The sequence below is a fragment of the Telluria beijingensis genome (assembly GCF_030770395.1).
In the GTDB taxonomy this organism is placed as follows: domain Bacteria; phylum Pseudomonadota; class Gammaproteobacteria; order Burkholderiales; family Burkholderiaceae_D; genus Telluria; species Telluria beijingensis.
Genome location: NZ_CP132480.1, coordinates 4,491,133 through 4,513,097, shown reverse-complemented (window position 1 = coordinate 4,513,097; position 21,965 = coordinate 4,491,133). Strand labels below are relative to the sequence as shown.

The window sequence follows — 21,965 nt, the reverse complement described above, 5'->3', positions numbered from 1 at the left end:
ACGCGATTCTACAGGCAGACGGAGGGCGCCGCCGGGCGGCGTTGTAGAATGCCGCCTTTCACAAGGAGGGCACGGCGATGACGGGACTGACGATATCGAGGATCCTGCACGCGGGGTATGTGTTCGCCTGCGAGGGCAGCCGCATCGCCTTCGATCCGGTGTTCGAGAACCCGTTCAGCCGCAACTGCCACGCCTTCCCCGACGTGCGCTTCGACCTGGACGCCATCCGCAAGCAGCACTTCGACGCCGTCTTCATCTCGCATTTCCACGACGACCACTGCTCGCTCGACAGCCTGGACCTGCTCGACCGGGCCACGCCAATCTACCTGTACTGCCAGTTCGAGGCGCTGTTCGACATGCTGCGCCAGCTCGGTTTCACGCACGTCCACGCGCTGGAACTGGACCGGAGGATCGACATCGGGCCGTTCGGCGTCACCCCGCGCGAGGCGATGGACGTCGAGGTCGACTCGATGTTCCAGGTGCGCGCCGCCGGCGTGAACGTGCTGAACGTGGTCGATTCCTGGATCGACGAGGCCACGCTGGCCAAGCTGGTCGCGCAGGGGCCGTGGGACATGGTGCTGTGGCCGTTCCAGACCATGCGCGAGCTCGAGGTGCTGGCGCCGTCGCGCCATGCCTGCGCGCCGCCCGGCCTGCCGGAGGAATGGATCGCCCAGTTGCAGGCGCTGGCGCCGCGCACCGTGGTGCCGAGTTCCTGCCAGTTCGTGCAGGAACCGTGGTCCTGGTATAACCGCGCCTTCTTTCCGATCAGCTATGCCCGCTTCTCGCAGGAAGTGGGGGCAGCGCTGCCGCAGGCGCTCGTGATGCGGCTCGATCCCGGCGTGTCGGTGCACCTCGACGCCGGCGGCCTGCAGCCGGCGCCGCCGCTACCGTGGGTGATCCCGGTCGGCGACCAGGACGTCGACTACGTCTACGAGGGCAATGCGGCGCCGCCGCCGACTGCCGACATCGCGCGCCATTTCGCGCCGCTGACGCCGGAAGAACAGGCGCGCGTGACGGATTACTGCCTGCACGGCCTGGTGGAAACATACGGAGCGATCGAGGCCGGATCGGATTATTTCGACCGGCCCCGCATCTGGCGACTGTCGCTGTTCGACCACGCGGGCCAGGCCTGCCACTACCACTACCGCCTCGACGGCGAGCGCGCGGCCCTGGTGGACGCCGGCGCCGGCCCGCTCGGCTGGACCACAGAGGTTCCGGCCACCAAGCTGCATGCGGCGCTCGCACTGGGCGAGTCGCTCACTTCGATGTATGTGCGCATCAACGACGCCACCTTCGATGCGCAGACCGACCGCGCATTACAGGACGCCGACGTGGTCGACGACCCCCTGGTCCGCTGCCTGTTCGGCGACACCTTCGGCGCCTACCAGGCAGCCCAGTTGCGGCGCCTGCTGGCCCGCGGCCCTACTGATCGCCGTTGACCGCGTTCGATGCGACCCGGGCCAGCGTCTGGCCGTGCGGATTGCTGACGCTGTGGGTGATCAGGATGTCGACCGGCGTCGCCGCCCGCCCGTAATAGGCGTGGTTGCGGCCGTCGTCGACCGAGATCACGGTTCCGTCAAGGTTCAGTCCCCCGTACAGGCCCCTGGAGCGCGTGTATACGATCATGTCGGCATTGATCTCGGCCCCGGCGCCGGCGCCCACCGGGCCGGCCGCGACGCTCACGTCGCCGCCCAGCTTGAACGAGGTCGAGAGCAGCGAATTGACGCCTTTCTCGCTCATCACCAGGGCCACCATCTCGGATGCCTGGGCCCCGGCCTGCAGCCCGATCGAACCGGCGGCGATGCGGTAGAAGGCCGGGCCGGCCCAGGCATCGCCATTGCGCGAGATGAGCACCGCCGAGCCGCCCGAGCCGCCCACGATGAAGCCCGCCTGCACGATCTGGGGGCTGATCAGGACCGCCTTGGCGCGGCCCACGTGGTCGCGGAACCAGCGCATGTCGGGGTCGCGCACGAAGTTGTCCAGGGTGGTGCGGGCCGCGTCGACCCGCGCCTGCGTCTCGTCCCGGGTCGGCTGGCTGGCGCAGGCGGCCAGCCCGAGCGCGGCGACGGCTGCCAGCAGGACGGTGAGCCGGCTTGTAGTGTGGATTGCCTTCAACATGATCACCTCGCAGGGGAAGGGATGTGCCTAGAGTCTGGATTAGTGAGACCGCGCCGGGCGCACTTGGTTCGGCTGATTCGCCGGGTATCCCCGGTGTAAATATTGCTTACACTCACAGAAATTAGCCACTACAATCGGGATGCATCCTCGAAGATGCTCCTGTCGGCGCCCGCCATCGTGCGGGCGCTTGTTCGATGTGCCTCGCATGCACCACGCATGGCCGCAAGGCGGCCATGGCAGCGCGGGTCTGGCTCGAAAGGAAGTGGCGTGCAATCCCATATCAAGGCATCGGTCATGGAAGCCATCGGCAATACCCCGGTGGTCAGGCTCGGGCGGGTGTTCGCTTCGGCGAACGTGGTGGCCAAGCTGGAATTCATGAATCCCGGCGGCAGCATCAAGGACCGGATGGTAAGGGCGATGCTCGGCAGCCTGCCGCCGCAGGCGGAGCGGGTGGTCGAAGCATCGTCCGGCAATACCGGGGCCGCGCTGGCCATGGCCAGCGCCGTGCTCGGACTCGATTGCGAGGTCGCGGTCCCGGTTACCACCAGCCGCGAAAAGATCCGGCGCATCGAGGCCTATGGCGCCACGGTGCGCGTATGCGATGCCGAACGCGGTCCCGACTACCAGGAAACCGCCCGCGACCTGGCCCGGGAGGGCGGCGCCCACCACCTCGACCAGTACCTTTCCAGCCTGAACAGCCGGGCGCACTACGAGGACACCGGTCCCGAGCTATGGGCGCAGTTGGCGGGCGAGATCGACGTCTTCGTGTGCGGCATCGGCTCCGGCGGCACGATTTCGGGCATCGGGCGCTACCTGAAGGAGCGCGACCCGGCGATCCGCGTGATCGGGGTCGAGCCGCTCCATTCGGCCTACCGCAAGCTGGTGACGGACAGCCCGGCCGGCGGCGAATTCGCGAGCGTGATCGAGGGTGTCGGCAAAGGGTGTCCTGCGCCGGCCTTCGATCCGGCGGTGGTCGACGACGTGGTGCAAGTGCCGGACGAGGAGGCGCTGGCCTGGATCCACCGGCTGGCGCGCGAAGAGGGCATCCTGGCCGGCGGTTCGAGCGCCTGCGTGGCGGCGGGGATCGCCCGATTGCTGCCACGGCTGGGGGACGCCCGCATCGTGACCATCTTCCCGGACTCCGGCGCCTTCTACCTCTCTAAATATTTCTAGGCCGTCAGCGCCCGTCGCGGCCGGCCTCGTCGTCGGCCTGGGCGTTATCGGGCGCGCGCGCCGTTGGCAGGTGCCAGCCGAAGCGGATCGCCGCCAGGCGCAGGCCGAAGCACAGGGCCGCGCCCACCAGCGCGGTCGGCGTGGACGGCAGGCCGAGAGCATCGCCGGCCACCACCACCGAGGCCCCGGCCAGCGCCGCGACCGCGTAGATGTCCGAGCGGAAGACGGCCGGCACATTGGACAGCAGCACGTCGCGCGCGACGCCGCCGCCGATGCCGGTCAACATGCCGAGCAGCGCCGCCATCACCGGCTCCAGGCCGAACACCAGCGCCTTCTGGGCGCCGGCGACGCAGAACAGGGCCAGGCCGGCGCCGTCGAACACCAGCACCGGATGGCGCAGGCGGTTGATGGCCGGCGACCAGAAGAAGATCGTCACGCCGGCCAGCAGCGACACGCCCAGGTAGCGCCAGTCGGTGAAGGCGGCCGGCGGCGTGGCGCCGATCAGGAGGTCGCGCACGATGCCGCCCGAGGTGGCGGCGACGAAGGACAGCACCAGCACCCCGAACAGGTCGAGCTGGCGGCGCATGCCGGCGGTGGCGCCGCTGATGGCGAACACGAAGGTGCCGACCAGGTCGAGGGTCAGCACGAGGGTCTTCAGGGCGGCGCCCACGTCGAGGGCGGGAACGGGGAACACGGTCATCTCGGCTCAGGATGGTGCGATCTGCACCGGGACCGGCATTCTATAGCACGGCGGGCGCCGGCGCCGCGCTCATCCGCCCACGACCGCTCCCGCCTTCACCCGCCTCACCCGCCTTCGCTGGCCTGCACGATGGCGCGCGCCACGCCGTCGCCATAGGCCGGATCGCACAGCGTACAGTTGGCGATGTGGCGCGCCTTGACCTCGTTCGAGGCGCCGGCGATCGCTCGCGCCGTGTTCTGGAACAGCGCCTCGCGCTGGGCCGGCGACATCTTGCCAAACAGCAGCGCCGGCTGCGAATAATAATCGGTGTCGACCCGGTGGTTCCAGTGGTCGGCCGCGCCCTCGAGCGACAGGGGCGGCTCCCTGAAGTCGGGCTGGTCCTGCCACTCGCCATGGCGGTTCGGCTCGTAGGACGGGGTTCCGCCGCGATTGCCGTCGACCCGCATCGCGCCGTCGCGATGATAGCTGTGCACCGGGCAGCGCGGCGCGTTGACGGGGATCTGGTGGTGGTTGACGCCAAGCCGGTAGCGCAGCGCGTCGCCATACGAGAACAGGCGGCCCTGCAGCATCTTGTCGGGCGAGAAGCCGATCCCGGGCACCACGTGGGCCGGGTTGAAGCCGGCCTGCTCGACCTCGGCGAAGTTGTTCTCCGGGTTGCGGTTCAGTTCCAGCACGCCGACCTCGATCAGCGGGTAGTCGGCATGCAGCCATACCTTGGTCAGGTCGAACGGGTTGTAGCGGTAGCTTGCCGCCTCGGCCTCGGGCATGATTTGCACGTACATGGTCCAGCGCGGGAAGGCGCCGGCCTCGATGCTCTCGTACAGGTCGCGCAGGCTGCTTTCGCGGTCGCGCCCGATCAGCGCGGCCGCCTCGGCATCGCTCAGGTTCTGGATGCCTTGCTGCGTCTTGAAGGTGAACTTGACCCAGAAGCGCTCGTTGGCCGCATTGATGAAGCTGAAGGTATGGCTGCCGAAGCCGTGCATGTGACGAAAGCTCCGTGGGATGCCGCGGTCGCTCATGACGATCGTCACCTGGTGCAGCGCTTCGGGCAGGCTGGACCAGAAATCCCAGTTGTTGTCGGCGCTGCGCAGGCCGGTGCGTGGGTCGCGCTTGATGGCGTGGTTCAGGTCCGGGAACTTGAGCGGGTCGCGCATGAAGAACACCGGCGTATTGTTGCCGACCAGGTCCCAGTTGCCCTGCTCGGTGTAGAACTTTATCGCGAAGCCGCGGATGTCGCGTTCGGCGTCGGCGGCGCCGCGTTCGCCGGCCACGGTCGAGAAGCGCATGAACATCCCGGTCTTCTTGCCGACCTCGGAGAACAGGCGCGCCTTGGTGTAGCGCGTGATGTCGTGGGTCACGGTGAAGCTGCCGTAGGCGCCGCCGCCCTTGGCATGCATACGGCGCTCGGGGATCACTTCGCGGTCGAAGTGAGCCAGCTTTTCCAGGAACCACACGTCCTGCAGCAGGGCCGGACCGCGCGGGCCGGCCGTCATCGTGTTCTGGTTGTCGACCACGGGGGCGCCCGCGGCGGTGGTCAGTTCTTTCATGGCATCCTCCTTTGAGTGGGGTGGCGGGCGCTCGGGGTCCTTCGCGGGATCCTCTCTTGCACCTCAGCCGCGCACGAAGGCCAGCAGGTCGGCATTGACCTGGTCCTTGTGGGTATCGGTCAGGCCGTGCGGGGCGCCCGGATACACGATCAGTTGCGCATGCGGGACCAGGCGCTTCGAGGCGCGTCCGGCGGCGTCGATCGGCACGATCTGGTCGTCGTCGCCGTGGATGATCAAGGTCGGGATGGTGAACTTCTTGAGGTCTTCGGTGAAGTCGGTCTCCGAGAACGCCTTGATCGAGTCGTAGGTGTTCTTGTGGCCGCCCAGCATGCCCTGCAGCCACCACGACTGGATCAGGCCCTGCGACACCTTGGCGCCGGGCCGGTTGAAACCGTAGAACGGGCCGGTCGGGATGTCCAGGTAGAGCTGGGAACGGTCGGCCAGCTGGCCGGCGCGGATGCCGTCGAACACCTCGATCGGCAGCCCGCCGGGATTGGCCTCGGTCTTGAGCATCAGCGGCGGCACCGCCGAGACCAGGCCGGCCTTGGCCACCCGGGCCGTGCCGTGGCGGCCGATGTAGCGCGCCACTTCGCCGCCGCCGGTCGAGAAGCCGAACAGCACCGCGTTCTCGACGCCGAGATGGGCCAGCAGCTCGGCCAGGTCGTCGGCATAGTGGTCCATGTCGTTGCCGTCCCACGGCTGGCTCGAGCGGCCGTGGCCGCGGCGGTCGTGGGCGATGCAGCGGTAGCCCTGGTCGGCGAAGAAGATCATCTGCGATTCCCAACTGTCCGAGGACAGGGGCCAGCCGTGGCAGAACACGATCGGCTGGCCGCTGCCCCAGTCCTTGTAATACAGTTCGACGCCTTCGCTGGTGGTGAAGATGGCCATGTGTTTCTCCTCGGTTTAGATGGTGGTTGGGAAATGATCGAATGGCGACCAGTGTAGGCAGCGCCGGCCGCGGCCGATAGTGAATGATCGTGAAACGCCGTGCGGCGCCGGGCGCGCGCACGGTTTCACGAGAATTCACCCGCCGCGCCGTCAAGGGTGAGTAGACTCGAATTCCCAGCCCGACAACACCTGACTGAAGGAAGAGCCATGGACCCCACCATCGATATCGCCGTCGCCGACGGCAGCTTTGCCGCGCTCGTCGTCCGGCCCGACCCGGCGCACGCATCGGCGTCTGGATCGGCCCCGGTCGTCGTCGTCCTGCAGGAAATCTTCGGCGTCAACCCCGGCATCCGCAGCATCGCGCGCGAGCTGGCCGCGCACGGCTTCATCGCCGTGTGCCCGGACCTGTTCTGGCGCAGCGAGCGCGGCCTGTCGATGGATGAAGCGAATCCCGAGCACCAGGAGCGCGGCTTCGCGCTGTACCGCGCCTACGACTTCGACCAGGGCGTGGCCGACGTCGTCGCCACCGTCGCCGCCGCGCGTGTCCTGGATGGCGCGTCCGGCAAGGTCGGCGTCATGGGCTTCTGTCTGGGCGGCCTGCTGACCTTCCTGGCCGCCGCCACCGGCGCCCCTGATGCGGCGGTCGCCTATTATGGCGGCGGCACCGAACGCTTCCTCGACCGCGCCGGCGCGCTGCGCACGCCGCTGCTGATGCACCTGGCCGAAGAGGACGAGTACATCGGCAAGGAGGCCCAGGCCGCGATCCGCGCCGCCGTGGCGGACCGGCCGGGCGCGACCGTCCACGGCTATCCCGGGCAGTCGCATGCGTTCGCGCGTCCCGGCGGCGCGCACTTCGACCGCGCGGCGGCCGACCTGGCCAACGGCCGCACGCTCGCCTTCCTCCAAACCCATCTCGGCTGAGGCGGCGCAGCGTTGTTTATTTACTTCTTGTCATGAGACCGCGGAAGGCTTAAGGTAGCGAGTATTGACGGGCAATCCATTGGCCGCGACGGGCGGTGCCCGTCCCGCCCGCCATGCGATACCGAGGTATGCATAACGATACTGTCCTTTTGCCGACGCAGGCCGGCGCCGACTATACCTTCGGACCCTTCGCGCTATACCCGGCGCGCAAGCTGCTGGTGCGCGGCGAGACGCCGGTGGCGCTGGGCGGCCGCGCCTTCGACCTGCTGGTCGCACTGGTGACGCGCGCCGGCGAGGTGGTGAGCCACCACGAGCTGGTGGAGGCCGTCTGGCCCCATGCGGTGGTCGAGGAAAACGGCCTGCGGGTCCACATGTCGGCGTTGCGCAAGGCGCTGGGAGAAAGCGCGGCCGAGCGCTACGTGGCCACGGTGCCGGGCCGCGGTTACCGCTTCGTGACGCCGGTCCGCGCCTGCCCCTGGGACCCGGCGCCGCATGCGCGCGGCGACTGGCCGCCGGTGTTCCAGGGCATGCGCGGTCCGCGCCTGGGGCAACTGGTCGGGCGCTCGGCCGCACTCCTGTCGCTGGAGCAGGGATTGGCGCAGGCGAGCGTCGCGACCGTGACCGGCGCCGGCGGATGCGGCAAGTCGGCGCTCGCGTTGGCCCATGCGCGGCGCCATCCCGGCTGCCACGTGGTCGACTGCGCCGCCGGCGAAGACCCGGTGGCGGCGGTCGGCGACCTGGCGCATGCGCGCCAGGCTTTGCTGGTGCTCGACAACTGCGAACACGACTTGCCGGCGGCGGCGCGGGCTGCGCAGATTGCCGCCGCCACGGATGGGCTCACGCTGCTCGCCACGAGTCGCGCGCCACTCGGCGTCGCTGGCGAATGGGTGCTGCGCCTGCCGCCGCTCGACCTGCCCGCGCCAGGCGCGGCGCTCGACTGCGCCCAGGCGCTGGCGCTGCCGGCGATCGCGCTGTTCGTCGAACGCGCTGCGGCCAATAGCAGCCGTTTTGCCTTGAATCCGGCCAATCTGCCGTACGTGATCGAACTATGCCGCCAGCTCGACGGCTTGCCGCTGGCGCTGGAGCTGGCCGCCGCCCGTGTCGAGGCGCTCGGGGTCGAGGGGCTGGCGGCGCGCCTGGACGATATTTTCGTCCTGCTGACCCGCAGCCGACGCCTGGCCGGCCCGCGCCATGCTTCGCTGGCGGCGGTGTTCGAGGCCAGCGATCGCCTGCTGGACGAGGCCCAGCGCACGCTGCTGCGCCGCCTGGCGCTGTTCGACGGCGCCTTCGCACCAGCGGTGGCGCTGCAGGTCTGCGCCTTCGGCGCGCTGGCGCCGGATGCGGTGGCGCCGGCGCTGGCTGCGCTGGCCGCCGGGTCGCTGCTCGAGACCGACGGCGGCGGCCCGGCGTACTACCGCCTGCTGAATACGACCCGGCGCTACGTGCGGGCGCGCCTGGCCGCCAGCGGCGAGGCCGGGGCCGTGGCGCAGCGCATGGAGCACTATCGCATCGAACAATCATGAACACGCCGCCGCCCGGCAATCCGGGCGGACGGCGCGCAAACGGGGAGACCAGCGTGGGGGCACGGCAGGATCCGCAGGGCGAGCAGCCCGTCTATGTGTTTGGCGCCTTCCGCCTGCTGCGGAAGGCGCGCCAGCTGTTCCTGGGGCCGGCGCCGGTGCGGCTGGGCGGGCGCGCGCTCGAGCTGCTGCTGGTGCTGGTCGAGCGCGCCGGCGAGGTTGTCAGCCGCGCCGAGCTCGAACGCACGATCTGGCCCGACAGCGTGGTCGAGGACAGCTGCCTGCGGGTGCACATCGGGGCGCTGCGCAAGGCCCTGGGCGACGGGCCGGGCGCCTCGCGCTACATCGCCAACATCCCCGGGCGCGGCTACAGCTTCGTGGCCCCGGTGGTGCGGCTTGGCCCGGACGCCGCGCCGGCGCCGGCCTCCGGCGCGCGGCCGCTGCCGCTGCGCCTGACCAGCGTGCTGGGTCGCGACGAGGTGCTGGACCAGCTGCGCGCGCTGCTGCCGCGCTGCCGGCTGGTGACCATCGTCGGCCATGGCGGCATCGGCAAGACGACGCTGGCGCTGTGTCTCGCGGCCGAGCTGCGCGCCGGCTATGCCGACGGCGCCTGCTTCGTCGACCTGGCGCTGTTGACCAGCGCGATCCAGATCCCCGACGCGCTGGCGGCCAGCCTGGGCCTGGAGCCCGCCGGGGAAGACGTGCGCGGCATGCTGGAACGCTGGCTGGCGCCGCGCCGCATGCTGGTGGTGCTGGACAACTGCGAGCACCTGATCGAGCCGGCCACCGCCGTTGCCGAATGCCTGCTGCGGCTCGCGCCCGGGATCGACGTCGTCGCCACCAGCCGCGAACCGCTGGACGCCGACGGCGAATGGGTGCTGCGCCTCGGGCCACTCGCCTGTCCGCCCGACGACCCGGCCCTTGGCATGGAGGAGGCGCTGGCCTATCCAGCCCTGCAATTGCTGGCCAGCCGGGCCCAGGCCAGCATGGATTCCTTCAGGCTGGGCAAGGCCGACCTGCCGGCCGCGATCAAGCTGTGCCGCCGCGTGGACGGGGTGCCACTGGCGCTTGAATTCGCCGCCGCCCAGGTCGGACTGCTGGGCGTGCACGGGGTGGTCGAGCAACTGGGCGACCGCCTGCGCCTGCTCGGCAGCGGGCGGCGCACGGTGCTGCCGCGTCACCGCACGCTGCGCGCGCTGCTCGACTGGAGCCATGAGCTGCTGTCGCCGGACGAACGGCGGGTGTTGCGCTACTGCGCGGTATTCGTCGGGCCGTTCACGCTGGAGGCGGCTCTGGCCGTCGTGGGCCCCGGCGCGGCCGCCTGCGTGGTGAGCTGCGTGCTGGGGCTGGTGTCCAAGTCGCTGGTGTCGGCCGACACCCAGGGCCCGGACGCCCGCTTCGTGCTGCTCGGGATCACGCGCGCGTATGCCATTGACCGCCTGGCCGAGGATCCCGAGCGCCATCCGCTGGCGGCGCGCCATGCGCGCTACACGCTGGCCCTGCTGGAAGAGTGCGAACGCAGCTGGGACACCCTCGATCATGGCGCCTGGCTGGCCTGCGCCAGCCATGTGGTGGGCAATCTGCGCGCCGCCCTGGACTGGGCCTTCGGCCCGGGCGGCGAACGGGCGCTGGGGGTACGCCTGGCGGCGGCGCCGGCGGTGCTGGGTTCCAGCCTGCTGGGCGAGCGCGAACTGCGGCGCCACGTGCGCGCGGCGCTGGACGCGATCGACGCCGGCGCCGCCGCCGATCCGCTGGACGCGGCGCGCCTGCATGCGGCGCTTGCCGGCGGCGCCGGCCAGCACGCCGACTGGGCCCCGTACGAGCGCGCCGTCGCGCATGCCGACACCGCCGGCCGGCCGGAAGCGCTGGCCGAGGCCTTGCACCTGTTCGCGGCCCGCTGCGAGGCTGCGGGACTGTATCGCAGCGCGCACGAGCATCTGCTGCGCATGGCGCGGGTGGCGGCGCAGGCGGGCCTGGCGCGCGCGCTGGCACTGGCGCGCCGCCTGCCGGCCGCCAGCCTGCACATGCTGGGCGAGCACGGCGAGGCGCTGCGGCTGGTGGCCCAGGCCCCCGGTCCCAGGGCGCCGCTGCGGCTGGCGACGCCGGTCGGGTTTCGGTGACTACGGCTTCCATACAGCCGGGCTGAGAACTCAGTGATGATCTCGAGCACATCGTTGGCAAGCTCCTCTTCGAAACTGGTATCCTTGCCTTGGTTGATGATGACCACCTCAACCTGTTTCGCCTGGCACAGCGCGAAAACGAGTTCCGCGCCGAAGCGCAGCAACCGGTCCTTGTGCGTCAGGACAAGGCGCCCTACCTCTCCTTCGACAATCCCGTCGAGCAGGCGTTTCAATCCCCGTTTGCGATAGTTCATGCCAGAGCCAAGATCGGCAATAATGTCGAATGTCAAGCCTTGGCTTGCGCAGTACAATTCTAGCACCTGCTTTTGCCGCTCCATATCTGGCCGTTGTTGGTGACTGGATAGCCGGGGATAGCTGACAGTCTTTCGAATTGCGGGCGTACTGTGCTTGATACCGGAGTGCAGCGCTGTCAGGTCATAGCGGCGCTGGCCGCCTTCTGTTCTCGCTGGAATAAGTCGACCGCTTGCCTCCCAGCGGCGTAATGTGCTGGTTNATAGCTGACAGTCTTTCGAATTGCGGGCGTACTGTGCTTGATACCGGAGTGCAGCGCTGTCAGGTCATAGCGGCGCTGGCCGCCTTCTGTTCTCGCTGGAATAAGTCGACCGCTTGCCTCCCAGCGGCGTAATGTGCTGGTTGAGACGCCTAGCGCTTCGGCAGCCATGCTGATCGAGACTAACTTGCCCATAATGCATATGACTGAACAAGGACGAACAAGTTTCCTCTAGCTGTTAAAAACCCTGGGTCATGATCTTGACCAGGAAGCTGCCGGCGAAGGCACCGAAGCAGATGTAGCCGACCAGCGTGGCGCGCGGCGACGCGATCAGTGCGCTGCGGCCGGCCTTGCGCTGCCAGGCACACCAGGCCAGGTAGGCCGCCATCATCAGCGGACCCGTCGCGAAGAAAATTCCGGCGAGCCAGCCGCGTGAGAACGCGACGAACAGATCGTACAGGGCGGGCAGCCCCAGCAAGGCCGCGAACACCCACAGAGCGACGGGCGGCAAGGTAGCAAATGACTTCATGGTCTTTCTTGTCAATCTTGAACCGGTTGATGATACAGCATGCGGTTCCGGCAACAGACTGTGGCTACTCAGGCAAAATTGGGCCTCCGCCTTCGCGGGGACGACGTGGCCGCCCGTGTCGGCCACGTCGAATTCTTATAGAATGTCGCCATCTACTTACCCCTTTTCTTCAAGGCAGAATCAAATGAGCGACGTGCAAACCTGGATCAAAGATACCGTGACCAATACTCCGGTCGTGCTGTTCATGAAGGGCACCGCCCAGTTCCCGCAGTGCGGCTTCTCGGGCCGTGCGATCCAGATCCTGAAAGCCTGCGGCGTCGACAACGTCGCCACCGTCAACGTGCTGGAAGACGCTGAAGTGCGCCAGGGCATCAAGGATTACTCGAACTGGCCAACCATCCCGCAGCTGTACGTGAACGGCGAGTTCATCGGCGGCACCGACATCATGAACGAGATGTACGACTCGGGCGAACTGCAGACCCTGCTGAAGAATGGCTGATCGTCCGCGCCGGATCGTCGTCGCCATCACCGGCGCGACCGGCGCGACCTATGGCGTGCAACTGCTGAAGCGGCTGCACGCCACCCCTGGTGTCGAGACCCACCTGGTCGTCTCCGACGCCGCCTCCCTCACCCTGCACCAGGAACTCGGCCTGCAGCGGCGCGATGCCGAAGCGCTGGCCCACGTCGTTCACCGCAACCGGGATATCGGCGCGTCGATCGCCAGCGGTTCGTTCCAGACCGACGGCATGGTGATCGCCCCCTGCTCGATGAAGACGCTGGCGGCGGTGGCCCATGGTCTTTCCGATAACCTTGTGACGCGCGCGGCCGACGTGATCCTGAAGGAACGCCGGCGCCTGGTATTGATGGTGCGCGAAACGCCCTTCAACCTGGCCCACCTGCGCAATATGACGGCCGTAACCGAGATGGGCGGCATCATCTTTCCGCCGCTGCCGAGCTTTTACCACCGGCCGGCGACGATCGCGGACATGGTCGAGCACACGGTGGACCGTGTCGTGGATTTATTAGGGATAGAGAATGCCCAGGCCGCCCGCTGGAGCGGCATGAAGGGCGAACAGGACGCGTGAACCGCGGCGCCAGCGTCCTGCCGGCGCCATCGGTTCAGCGCTTGTCGTCGTACAGCTTGTCTTCGGACTTCTTCAACTCGCGCGCCTCTTCAAGCATTCGTCGCCGGGCGTTGCGCTCTCGCATCAATTCGGCATGACGCGCTGCCGTCATCGGCGGCGCCGTCATCAGATCCTTGAGCTGGGCGGTATTGGCGTAGTTGTTTCGCATGCGTCAGCTGCTCCTGGTGAACCTGGAAAGGCGGCGGGAATCCCCGCCACCTGCACAGATTATGAACCAGCCAAGCCGGTTTGTGCCGTTCTGCATGCAAAAAGTGCAGCGAAGAAACTTGAAGCCTGAAGCTTACTTCGCTTCCGCCTTCTGGTGGTTCATGCGCACCAGCATGCGGATGAACTCGCGCGCCAGCTGGCGGTGGTGCTCGTCCAGGCGCTGCAGGTCGGCGATCAGCTTGACGTCGGCCGATTCGAAGCGGGCGCCGCCGTTGGCGGCATCGGCGCTGGCGGCCTGCTCGGCGCCGCCAAAGCGCAGCCAGTCGGCCGGCACGCCCAGCCATTGGGCGATCATGCGCAGCTTTTCTTGCGTGGGGATGGCTTCGCCTACCAGCCATTTGCGGGCCGCGTGGACGGTGATTGGACGTCCTTCGAAGCGGATATTAAATTCTCGCGCCAGGCGCGTCGGGCTGTCGGGGGAATAGTGTGCGTTCTTCAGGGCCTGCTGCAGACGCTCGCTGAAGCTCTCCCGTTCATTCGTTGAATTCATCGTGATACTGGTTATGAGGCTTGACGGGTGGTGGCTCTCTCCCTTATGGATGAGAAGCCATTAGGGTCCAAATCATACAACTAAAATGTAACAATGATGTGGTTATTTAAGAGTTTTTACGCCGAGTGACACCAATTCCCAACAGCAATACGCCATAGAACGATTCTCATTAAATTTTGCGTTATCCGAAATGAATAAGTCTACGCATCATTACTTACACAAGCTGACTGGAATACACGTACCAAAAAATTTGTATCCTGTGGTTACAATATCAATGTTAGATTTCTTGAAATCTCACCACGCCATCGTTACCTTTCATCCGGCGTAATACGCCGTCGTACCACAGCTTGTGCAGGTGGGCCAGAGCCTCACCCAGGGCAAAGCTGAGCTGGTGCGCATCGAGCGGCCGACGGAACATGACCGGCACGATGTCCACCGCCGACTGCGGCGTGGCGCAGGCCGCGATCACCTCGGCCAGCCGCGCCACATGGTGCTCGCGCAGCTGGGTAATACGCGTATGCAGGCCGCGGAACGGCTTGCCATGCGCCGGCAGCACCAGCACGTCTTCCGGCAAATCGGCAAACTTCGACAGCGAATCGAGGTAGAGCTGAAGCGGATTGCCTTCGGGCTCCACCGCAAACACCGAGACATTGGTCGAAATGCGCGGCAACACCATATCGCCCGACACCAGCACGTTCAGCGCGGCGCAATACAGCGAGGCATGTTCCGGCGAGTGTCCAAAACCGGTGATCACGCGCCATGTATTTCGACCGATACTGACGACCTGGCCATCCTGCAGACGAGTATAAGATTCCGGTACCAATGGTACCAGAGAAGGATAATAATTGCGGCGGCTCCGCATTTGTTCCAGCATCGCATCATCTGCCAAACCGTGGCGCTCGAAATGGGGTATGGCCGACGGCCCGTCCACGCCGGGCAAGCCGGCCGCCATCATGCGCATGAAGCCGAACTCGCCGGTGGTGGTCCAGAATGGCGTATCGAAGCGCCCGGTCAGCCAGCCGGACAAGCCGACGTGGTCGGGATGGCAATGGGTGGCGATCACGCGCACCAGCGGCTGGCCGTCCAGGCCGTCGGCCAGCACCTGTTCCCAGGCGGCGCGGGTGGCGTCGGTGCCGGCGCCGGTGTCGATCAGGCTCCAGCCGCGCCGGCCCTCGATCTCGTCTTCCAGCAGCCACACATTGATATGATCCAGCGCAAACGGCAATGGCATGCGTGCCCAGCGCAGGCCGGGCACGATGTCATGCACGGCGCCGGGAACAGGGATGGTGTCGTCGAATGGATAATTCAGCTGGGCTTCGAGGGCATTCATGGCAATCTTTCGTTTTCCAGGGGCGAGGAGCGCGCTACAATGTGGTAGAACTGACAGTTAACGTAAACGGCAATCAGGTATCGTCTTTCGATTCTAAGCGATTCCCGTCGTCGTCTCCCAACCGCCCCACAGCCCATGCCTACCACCTATACCATCGCCGAACTGGCACGCGAATTCGACATCACCGCCAGGGCGATCCGCTTCTATGAAGACCAGGGCCTGCTCAGTCCGATGCGCGAAGGCGTGGGCGGACGCAACCGCGTCTACACCCCGCGCGACCGCACGCGCCTGAAACTGACTCTGCGCGGCAAGCGCCTCGGCCTGACCTTGTCCGAAATCAAAAGCATCGTCGATATGTACGAGTCGCCGAAGGACACCGTGGCCCAGATCCAGCGCTTCCTGGGCATCCTGGGCCAGCAGCGCCTGACCCTGGAGCAGCAGCGCGCCGACATCGAAATGGCGCTGGAAGAAATCTCGACCCATGAAGAGGAATGCCGGCGCCTGCTCAGCGAGGACTTGAGCGGCAATGCTGCCGCGGCCTGAGCAGCTTGAAATCGGGGCGCGAAACCGCCCCTTTTTTTCGCCACCTGATTGACGTTTACGTTAACGTAATGGGCGAGTATGATATTCCAGCATTGGCTTCTACCCATCCACCGCTGACCGTGAGGACGACATGCTGCACCTTCCAGGCTTGACCTTTGACCATGGCGAAGACATCGCCGCGCTGCGCGAAGCAGTCCAACAATTCGCCGAGGCCGAGATCGCCCCACGCGCTGCCGAGATCGACCACAGCGACCAGTTCCCGATGGACCTGTGGAAAAAGATGGGCGAACTGGGCCTGCTGGGCATCACCGTCGGCGAAGAGTACGGCGGCGCCAATATGGGTTACCTGGCCCACATCGTCGCCATGGAAGAGATCTCGCGCGCCTCGGCCTCGGTCGGCCTGTCGTATGGCGCCCACTCGAACCTGTGCGTCAACCAGATCAAGCGCAACGGCAACGAAGAACAAAAGCGCAAGTACCTGCCCAAGCTGATCTCGGGCGAGCACGTCGGGGCGCTGGCGATGTCCGAGCCGAACGCCGGTTCCGACGTGGTCAGCATGAAACTGCGGGCCGACCTCAAGGGCGACCACTATGTGCTGAACGGAAACAAGATGTGGATCACCAACGGCCCGGACGCCGACACCCTGGTGGTGTACGCCAAGACCGACCTGGAAGCCGGCCCGCGCGGCATGACCGCCTTCCTGATCGAAAAAGGTTATAAGGGGTTCTCGATCGCCCAGAAACTGGACAAGCTGGGCATGCGCGGTTCGCATACCGGCGAGCTGGTGTTCCAAGATTGCGAAGTGCCGGTGGAAAACGTGCTGGGCGGCGTCGGTCGCGGCGTCAATGTCCTGATGTCGGGCCTGGACTTCGAGCGCACCGTGCTGTCCGGCGGCCCGCTGGGCATCATGTCGGCCTGCATGGACGTCGTGGTGCCGTATATCCATGACCGCAAGCAGTTCGGCCAGGCGATCGGTGAGTTCCAGCTGATGCAGGGCAAGATCGCCGATATGTATTCGACTATGATGGCTTGCCGCGCGTATGTGTACGCCGTGGGCCAGGCCTGCGACCGCGCAACGATGCCCGAACAAGTGCGCGCCCTGCGCAAGGACGCCGCCGGCGCCATCCTGTACAGCGCCGAGAAGGCCACCTGGATGGCGGGCGAGGCGATCCAGACCCTGGGCGGCAACGGCTACATCAATGAATACCCGGTCGGCCGCCTGTGGCGCGACGCCAAGCTCTATGAGATCGGCGCCGGCACCAGCGAAATCCGCCGCATGCTGATCGGCCGCGAGCTGTTCGGCGAAACCATGTAATACGCTTTTGAAGTCGTTCCCGCGTAGGCGGGAACCCAAGTTTGCGCGCAGGCCAGCGATATAGACGCTAGCGGTACGCGAAATAACTTGGGTCCCCGCCTGCGCGGGGACGACGATTCATCGACTTCCTTATTGGAGACACACACCATGAACGATCCCGTCGTTATCGTCGGCGCAGCACGCACGCCAATGGGCGCCTTCCAGGGCGATTTTTCTTCCAGAAGCGCAAGCGACCTCGGCGCGGTGGCGATCAAGGCCGCCGTCGAGCGCGCCGGCGTCAAGCCTGAGTCGGTCGAGCACGTCTATTTCGGCAACTGCCTGATGGCCGGCCAGGGCCAGGCCCCGGCGCGCCAGGCGCTGATCAAGGCCGGCCTGCCGATGTCGACCGGCGCCGTCACACTGTCCAAGATGTGCGGCTCGGCGATGCAGAGCGCCATCTTCGCCCATGACCAGCTGCTGGCCGGCAGCGCCGACATCGTGGTCGCCGGCGGCATGGAGTCGATGACCAATGCCCCCTACCTGATCCCGAAGGCGCGCGGCGGCTACCGCATCGGCCACGCGCCGATGTTCGACCACATGATGCTCGACGGCCTCGAAGACGCCTACTCGCGCAACGAAAAGACCGGCGAAGGCCGCTCGATGGGCACGTTTGCAGAAGAGTGCGTGGCCAGCTACGGGTTCACGCGCGAAGAGCAGGATGCGTTCGCGATCGCCTCGGTCAAACGTGCGCAGGCCGCGAGCACGGACGGCGGCTTCGACTGGGAAATCGCGCCGGTCACCGTCACCAGCCGCGCCGGCGAGACCGTGATCGACAAGGACGAAGGCCCGCTCAAGGCCAAGGTCGACAAGATCCCGTCGCTCAAGCCGGCCTTCAAGAAGGATGGCACCGTGACCGCCGCCTCGTCGTCGTCGATCAACGACGGCGCCGCCGCGCTGGTGATGATGCGCGAATCCAAAGCGAAAGAACTTGGTCTCACCCCGATCGCACGCGTGCTGGGCCACGCTACCTTCGCGCAAGAGCCGAACCTGTTCACCACCGCCCCGATCGGCGCGATGCAGAAGCTGTTCAAGAAGACCGGCTGGACGGCTGGCGACGTCGACCTGTTCGAGATCAACGAAGCCTTCGCCGCGGTGCCGATGGCCGCCATGCGCGACCTCGACATCCCGCACGGCAAGGTCAACGTCCACGGCGGCGCCTGCGCGCTGGGCCACCCGATCGGCGCCTCGGGCGCGCGCATCATCGTCACCCTGCTCGGCGCGCTCAAGCGCAGCGGCGGGAAGCGCGGCGTGGCGTCGCTGTGCATCGGCGGCGGCGAAGCCACTGCCATGGCGGTCGAGCTGGTGTAATCCCTTCGGCCAGTGCGCGGCAATGATGAACAAACCATGCGAACATTGAAGATGTCTTGTCAAACACCGTTCACAAGGAGTTCATCATGCCCACCGCACTGATCGTCGGCGCCTCGCGCGGCATCGGCCACGAAATGGTCCGCCAGTACCGGCTTGAGGGCTGGCGCGTCATCGCCACCGCGCGCAAGCAGGAAGACTGCGACGAACTGGCCCAGCTGGGCGCCGAGGCCCACCAGCTCGACGTCACGGTGGCCGACTCGATCGCGGCGCTGGCCTGGCGCCTCGACGACGAACAGCTCGACGTGGCCTGGCTGGTGGCCGGTGTCTATGGCCCGACCCACGGCAGCTTCCCCACCGGCCCCGAATTCGACACCGTCATGCACACCAATGTGCTGTCGAGCATGCGCCTGATCCCGGTCGTGGCGCCGCTGCTGGCCGACACCCGCGGCAGGCTGGCCGTGCTGTCCTCGCGCATGGGATCGATCGGCGAGCGCTCCGCCGCCAACGGCACCCTGTACCGCGCCAGCAAGGCGGCCCTGAACTCGGTGCTGAAGGACGCATCGATCACCTATGGCGCGCAAGGCGTGACCTGTGTCGCCTTCCATCCGGGCTGGGTCCAGACCGATATGGGCGGCGCCGAGGCCGGCCTCACCCCGGAACACAGCGTGCGCGACCTGCGCGCCACCCTGGCGCGAGTGGACGCCAGCGCCAACGGCAGCTTCCTGAACCACGACGGCGCGCCCATCGCCTGGTAAGCCGTCATCACCCTACAAGAACACACGAGACACCATGATCCTGAGCGAAGAACACCAGATGATCCGCGACGCCCTGCGCAGCTTTGCGCAGGAGCGCCTGGCCCCCAACGCCGCGCGCTGGGACCGCGAGCACCACTTCCCGAAAGAGGAGCTGAAGGAACTGGCGGCCCTGGGCGCCTTCGGCGTGGCGGTGCTCGAGCAGTACGGCGGCGCGGGCCTGGATTACGTGTCGCTGGCGCTGGTGCTGGAAGAAATCGCGGCCGGCGACGGCGGCACCTCGACCATCATCTCGGTCAACAACTGCCCCGTGTGCAGCATCGCCATGATGTACGCGAACGAGGAACAGAAACAGCGCTGGCTGCGGCCGCTGGCCCAGGGCGAGCTGCTGGGCGCCTTCGCCCTGACCGAGCCGCATACCGGCAGCGACGCGGCGGCGCTGCGCACCACGGCAACCCGTGATGGCGATCATTACGTCATCAACGGCACCAAGCAGTTCATCACCAGCGGCAAGCACGGCGACGTGGCCATCGTCATGGCGGTCACCGATAAAGCCGCCGGCAAGAAGGGCATCAGCGCCTTCTGGGTGCCGGTCGACACCCCGGGCTACATCGTGGCCGGCATCGAGCACAAGATGGGCCAGCATTCGTCGGACACGGCGCAGATCGTGTTCGACAACTGCCGCATCCCGGCCGGGAATTTGATTGGCGAGGAAGGCATGGGCTACAAGATCGCCCTGTCCGGCCTCGAGGGCGGCCGTATCGGCATCGCCTCGCAATCGGTCGGCATGGCGCGCGCGGCCTACGAGGCGGCCCTGAGCTATGCAAAGGAACGCGAGAGCTTCGGCAAGCCGATCTTCGAGCACCAGGCGGTGCAGTTCCGGCTGGCCGAGATGGCGATGAAGATCGAGGCCGCGCGCCAGCTGATCCTGCACGCGGCGTCGATGAAGGATGCGGGCCTGCCCTGCCTGAAGGAAGCCGCGATGGCCAAGCTGTTCGCGTCCGAGATGGCCGAGAACGTCGTCTCCAGCGCGATGCAGGTGTTCGGCGGCTACGGCTACGTGGCCGACTTCCCGGTCGAGCGCATCTACCGCGACGTGCGCGTGTGCCAGATCTACGAAGGCACCAGCGACATCCAGAAGATCCTGATCGCGCGCGCGCTCTGATGCAGCCCGTCCTGCGCATCGTGGCGTTGGAACCGGAACGGCTGCCGCAGCTGTTCCTCTACCTCGACGACCACCTGCAGGACAATGGCCGCGCCGGCACCTCCCTGTTCCAGCCGCAATCGCGGGCCCTGTCGCGCTTCCCGCCGGAGAAAGCGGCCGCCTTTGCCGGCGGCCTCGATACGCCGCTCGGCCAGCCGGGCTGGCGCCGGGTGTGGATCGCGCTCGATGGCGCCGGCTATATCGCCGGCCACGTCGACCTGCGCGCGCGGCCGGAGCCGGCATCCACCCACCGTACCCTGCTCGGCATGGGCGTGCACCGCGATGCGCGGCGCCTGGGACTGGGCAAGGTGCTGGTCGACCATGCGCTGGCCTGGGCCGGCGCCACGCCGCCGCTCGAATGGGTGGACCTGGACGTGCTGTCGGTGAACCATGCCGCGCGCCGGCTGTACGCGCGCTGCGGCTTCGTCGTCACCGGCGAAGTGCCCGACCTGTACCGGATCGACGGCGAGTCGCACGGGTCGGTCATGATGAGTCGCCGGGTCAGCTGACGGCGGCCTCCAACAACGTCATCGTCTGCGCCTTCGTGTCGATCCTGGCCTGGATCCCCATCGGCAAGGTGAACTGGTTGCGGATATGCCCGATCGAATAGCCCGATACCGCCGGGATGGTCAGCGGATGCAGGTGCAGCCCCAGCGTGCGTTCGAGGGTCAATGAGATGTCTTCATGCTCCGGCCCGCAGTTCTCGCAAATACCCACCACCAGCGCCGCCGCATTGTTAAAACCGCCCGCCAGATCGAGCTGGGTCATCCAGCGGTCGATGCGGTATGGCGCCTCGTTCACCTCTTCCAGGAACAGGATGCTGTCCTTGATGTCGGCCGCATACGGCGTGCCGGCCAGCGCCGCCACCAGCGACAGGTTGCCGCCCATGAGCGGCCCGGTCGCCACACCGTGGGTGAAGGTATGGACGCCGAAATGCGGTTCGCTCGCGGCGCGTGCGGCATTGTCAGGCGACATCGGGATCGTGTAATTGGCCTGCGGATCAGTCAGCACCGCCATCATGTGCTCGGTCGAATACGGCGTCATCGTCGACGACGCCACCGGTCCGTGGAAGGTCACCAGGCCGGTTTGCTTGTAAATCGCGAGATGCAGCGCGGTGATGTCGGAATAGCCGATCAACACTTTGGGATTGCGGCGAATGAGGTCGTAGTCCAGGCCAGCGAGCAGCGAGATGCAACCCGAGCCGCCGCGGATCGGCCAGATCGCCTTGACGTCCGGGTCGGCGAACATCGCGTGTACATCGGCCAGCCGCTGCTGCACCGACCCGCCATAGTTGCCGAACACCTCGCGCAGGTAGGCGCCGGGCCTGACCCTGAAACCCAGCGCTTCGATATTGCGCACCGCTTTCTCGATGGCGCGCTCGGTGGTGTAGCCGCCAGGTGCGATCAGGCCGATGGTGTCGCCGCGCTTCAGGCGCGGCGGTTTGACGAGCTTCTTCATGGGACGTGGGGAATGCGGACGCGCCGCGGCAAACATGGGCAGGGACAAGGCGGCGGCGATGGCGCCAAAACTGCGACGGCTGATTTTCATGGCGACGTCAATCAACGTCGTCCCCGCGCAGGCGGGGACCCAAGTTTTCATGCGTCG

Annotated in this window: 23 protein-coding genes and 1 pseudogene; 13 read left to right on the top strand and 11 right to left on the bottom strand. The window is 66.8% G+C overall.

Going from position 1 to position 21,965, the window contains the following annotated elements; all coding sequences use genetic code 11:
- The first annotated feature begins 77 nt into the window (after positions 1-77).
- Positions 78-1,439, top strand: a complete 1,362-nt coding sequence (locus Q9246_RS19965; protein WP_306392448.1) for an MBL fold metallo-hydrolase — start codon at positions 78-80, stop codon at positions 1,437-1,439.
- Here the strand turns inward: Q9246_RS19965 and Q9246_RS19960 are convergent.
- The gene (locus Q9246_RS19960) at positions 1,423-2,118 is read right to left on the bottom strand and encodes a lipid-binding SYLF domain-containing protein (RefSeq protein WP_306392447.1); all 696 of its coding nucleotides are present in this window, start codon (positions 2,116-2,118) and stop codon (positions 1,423-1,425) included. The two genes, Q9246_RS19965 and Q9246_RS19960, sit on opposite strands and share 17 nt — an antisense overlap.
- Positions 2,119-2,385: 267 nt before the next feature.
- Here Q9246_RS19960 and Q9246_RS19955 point away from each other — a divergent pair, with 267 nt between their 5' ends.
- On the top strand, positions 2,386-3,291 hold the full coding sequence (locus Q9246_RS19955) for a PLP-dependent cysteine synthase family protein (RefSeq protein WP_306392446.1): 906 nt from the start codon (positions 2,386-2,388) through the stop codon (positions 3,289-3,291).
- 4 nt (positions 3,292-3,295) lie between these two features.
- Here the strand turns inward: Q9246_RS19955 and Q9246_RS19950 are convergent, their stop codons facing one another.
- The 3 genes from Q9246_RS19950 to Q9246_RS19940 all read right to left on the bottom strand — a co-directional run bounded on the left by Q9246_RS19950 (position 3,296) and on the right by Q9246_RS19940 (position 6,426).
- On the bottom strand, positions 3,296-3,991 hold the full coding sequence (locus Q9246_RS19950; RefSeq protein ID WP_306392445.1) for a trimeric intracellular cation channel family protein: 696 nt from the start codon (positions 3,989-3,991) through the stop codon (positions 3,296-3,298).
- 104 nt (positions 3,992-4,095) lie between these two features.
- Complete coding sequence (locus Q9246_RS19945; protein WP_306392444.1) at positions 4,096-5,538, bottom strand: catalase; 1,443 nt, start codon at positions 5,536-5,538, stop codon at positions 4,096-4,098.
- Between the two features lie 63 nt (positions 5,539-5,601).
- Complete coding sequence (locus Q9246_RS19940) at positions 5,602-6,426, bottom strand: alpha/beta fold hydrolase (RefSeq protein ID WP_306392443.1); 825 nt, start codon at positions 6,424-6,426, stop codon at positions 5,602-5,604.
- A 207-nt stretch (positions 6,427-6,633) separates the two neighbouring features.
- On the opposite strand from Q9246_RS19940, the gene Q9246_RS19935 reads away from it, so the two are divergent.
- The 3 genes from Q9246_RS19935 to Q9246_RS19925 all read left to right on the top strand — a co-directional run bounded on the left by Q9246_RS19935 (position 6,634) and on the right by Q9246_RS19925 (position 10,987).
- A complete protein-coding gene (locus Q9246_RS19935; protein ID WP_306392442.1) occupies positions 6,634-7,347 on the top strand; it encodes a dienelactone hydrolase family protein in 714 nt (237 codons plus the stop codon).
- A gap of 128 nt (positions 7,348-7,475) precedes the next feature.
- Positions 7,476-8,870: an ATP-binding protein gene (locus Q9246_RS19930; RefSeq protein WP_306392441.1), complete on the top strand. Its 1,395-nt coding sequence runs from the start codon at positions 7,476-7,478 to the stop codon at positions 8,868-8,870.
- Positions 8,867-10,987 carry an ATP-binding protein gene (locus Q9246_RS19925; protein WP_306392440.1) on the top strand — a complete coding sequence of 707 codons (2,121 nt, stop codon included), beginning with the start codon at positions 8,867-8,869 and terminating at the stop codon, positions 10,985-10,987. Before Q9246_RS19930 ends, Q9246_RS19925 begins: the two co-directional genes overlap by 4 nt.
- Here the strand turns inward: Q9246_RS19925 and Q9246_RS19920 are convergent.
- The 3 genes and pseudogenes from Q9246_RS19920 to Q9246_RS19915 form a co-directional block, all read right to left on the bottom strand.
- A pseudogene (locus tag Q9246_RS19920) lies at positions 10,978-11,520 on the bottom strand (IS607 family transposase); the annotation flags it as partial. The gene Q9246_RS19925 and the pseudogene Q9246_RS19920 sit on opposite strands and share 10 nt — an antisense overlap.
- Positions 11,418-11,669 carry a MerR family DNA-binding transcriptional regulator gene (locus tag Q9246_RS26585; RefSeq protein ID WP_422802335.1) on the bottom strand — a complete coding sequence of 84 codons (252 nt, stop codon included), beginning with the start codon at positions 11,667-11,669 and terminating at the stop codon, positions 11,418-11,420. The pseudogene Q9246_RS19920 and the gene Q9246_RS26585, both read right to left, overlap by 103 nt.
- Positions 11,670-11,736: 67 nt before the next feature.
- Complete coding sequence (locus Q9246_RS19915) at positions 11,737-12,027, bottom strand: hypothetical protein (protein ID WP_306392439.1); 291 nt, start codon at positions 12,025-12,027, stop codon at positions 11,737-11,739.
- Between the two features lie 184 nt (positions 12,028-12,211).
- Between Q9246_RS19915 and grxD the strand changes: the two genes are divergently transcribed.
- Together grxD and Q9246_RS19905 are read left to right on the top strand one after the other, a co-directional pair.
- On the top strand, positions 12,212-12,526 hold the full coding sequence (gene grxD, locus Q9246_RS19910) for a Grx4 family monothiol glutaredoxin (protein WP_306392438.1): 315 nt from the start codon (positions 12,212-12,214) through the stop codon (positions 12,524-12,526).
- Positions 12,519-13,112, top strand: coding sequence for a UbiX family flavin prenyltransferase (locus Q9246_RS19905; protein ID WP_306392437.1), 594 nt, complete (start codon positions 12,519-12,521; stop codon positions 13,110-13,112). The genes grxD and Q9246_RS19905 overlap by 8 nt, the downstream gene beginning before the upstream one ends.
- A gap of 34 nt (positions 13,113-13,146) precedes the next feature.
- Here the strand turns inward: Q9246_RS19905 and Q9246_RS19900 are convergent, their stop codons facing one another.
- The 3 genes from Q9246_RS19900 to Q9246_RS19890 all read right to left on the bottom strand — a co-directional run bounded on the left by Q9246_RS19900 (position 13,147) and on the right by Q9246_RS19890 (position 15,199).
- A complete protein-coding gene (locus Q9246_RS19900; RefSeq protein WP_306392436.1) occupies positions 13,147-13,320 on the bottom strand; it encodes a hypothetical protein in 174 nt (57 codons plus the stop codon).
- Positions 13,321-13,452: 132 nt separating this feature from the next.
- Positions 13,453-13,869 (bottom strand): hypothetical protein, encoded by a 417-nt coding sequence (locus tag Q9246_RS19895; protein WP_306392435.1) that lies wholly within the window; start codon positions 13,867-13,869, stop codon positions 13,453-13,455.
- 277 nt (positions 13,870-14,146) lie between these two features.
- A complete protein-coding gene (locus tag Q9246_RS19890; RefSeq protein WP_306392434.1) occupies positions 14,147-15,199 on the bottom strand; it encodes an MBL fold metallo-hydrolase in 1,053 nt (350 codons plus the stop codon).
- 135 nt (positions 15,200-15,334) lie between these two features.
- On the opposite strand from Q9246_RS19890, the gene Q9246_RS19885 reads away from it, so the two are divergent.
- The 6 genes from Q9246_RS19885 (at position 15,335) to Q9246_RS19860 (ending at position 20,869) form a co-directional block, all read left to right on the top strand.
- Positions 15,335-15,742, top strand: coding sequence for a MerR family transcriptional regulator (locus Q9246_RS19885; protein ID WP_306392433.1), 408 nt, complete (start codon positions 15,335-15,337; stop codon positions 15,740-15,742).
- A gap of 130 nt (positions 15,743-15,872) precedes the next feature.
- Positions 15,873-17,057 carry an isovaleryl-CoA dehydrogenase gene (locus tag Q9246_RS19880; RefSeq protein ID WP_306392432.1) on the top strand — a complete coding sequence of 395 codons (1,185 nt, stop codon included), beginning with the start codon at positions 15,873-15,875 and terminating at the stop codon, positions 17,055-17,057.
- A gap of 147 nt (positions 17,058-17,204) precedes the next feature.
- On the top strand, positions 17,205-18,404 hold the full coding sequence (locus tag Q9246_RS19875) for an acetyl-CoA C-acyltransferase (RefSeq protein WP_306392431.1): 1,200 nt from the start codon (positions 17,205-17,207) through the stop codon (positions 18,402-18,404).
- Positions 18,405-18,490: 86 nt separating this feature from the next.
- Positions 18,491-19,159, top strand: a complete 669-nt coding sequence (locus Q9246_RS19870) for an SDR family oxidoreductase (protein ID WP_306392430.1) — start codon at positions 18,491-18,493, stop codon at positions 19,157-19,159.
- A gap of 34 nt (positions 19,160-19,193) precedes the next feature.
- Positions 19,194-20,321: an acyl-CoA dehydrogenase family protein gene (locus tag Q9246_RS19865; RefSeq protein ID WP_306392429.1), complete on the top strand. Its 1,128-nt coding sequence runs from the start codon at positions 19,194-19,196 to the stop codon at positions 20,319-20,321.
- A complete protein-coding gene (locus tag Q9246_RS19860) occupies positions 20,321-20,869 on the top strand; it encodes a GNAT family N-acetyltransferase (protein WP_306392428.1) in 549 nt (182 codons plus the stop codon). Before Q9246_RS19865 ends, Q9246_RS19860 begins: the two co-directional genes overlap by 1 nt.
- Here Q9246_RS19860 and Q9246_RS19855 read toward each other — a convergent pair.
- Positions 20,862-21,908, bottom strand: coding sequence for a S66 peptidase family protein (locus Q9246_RS19855; protein WP_306392427.1), 1,047 nt, complete (start codon positions 21,906-21,908; stop codon positions 20,862-20,864). The two genes, Q9246_RS19860 and Q9246_RS19855, sit on opposite strands and share 8 nt — an antisense overlap.
- Between the last annotated feature and the right edge of the window lie 57 nt (positions 21,909-21,965).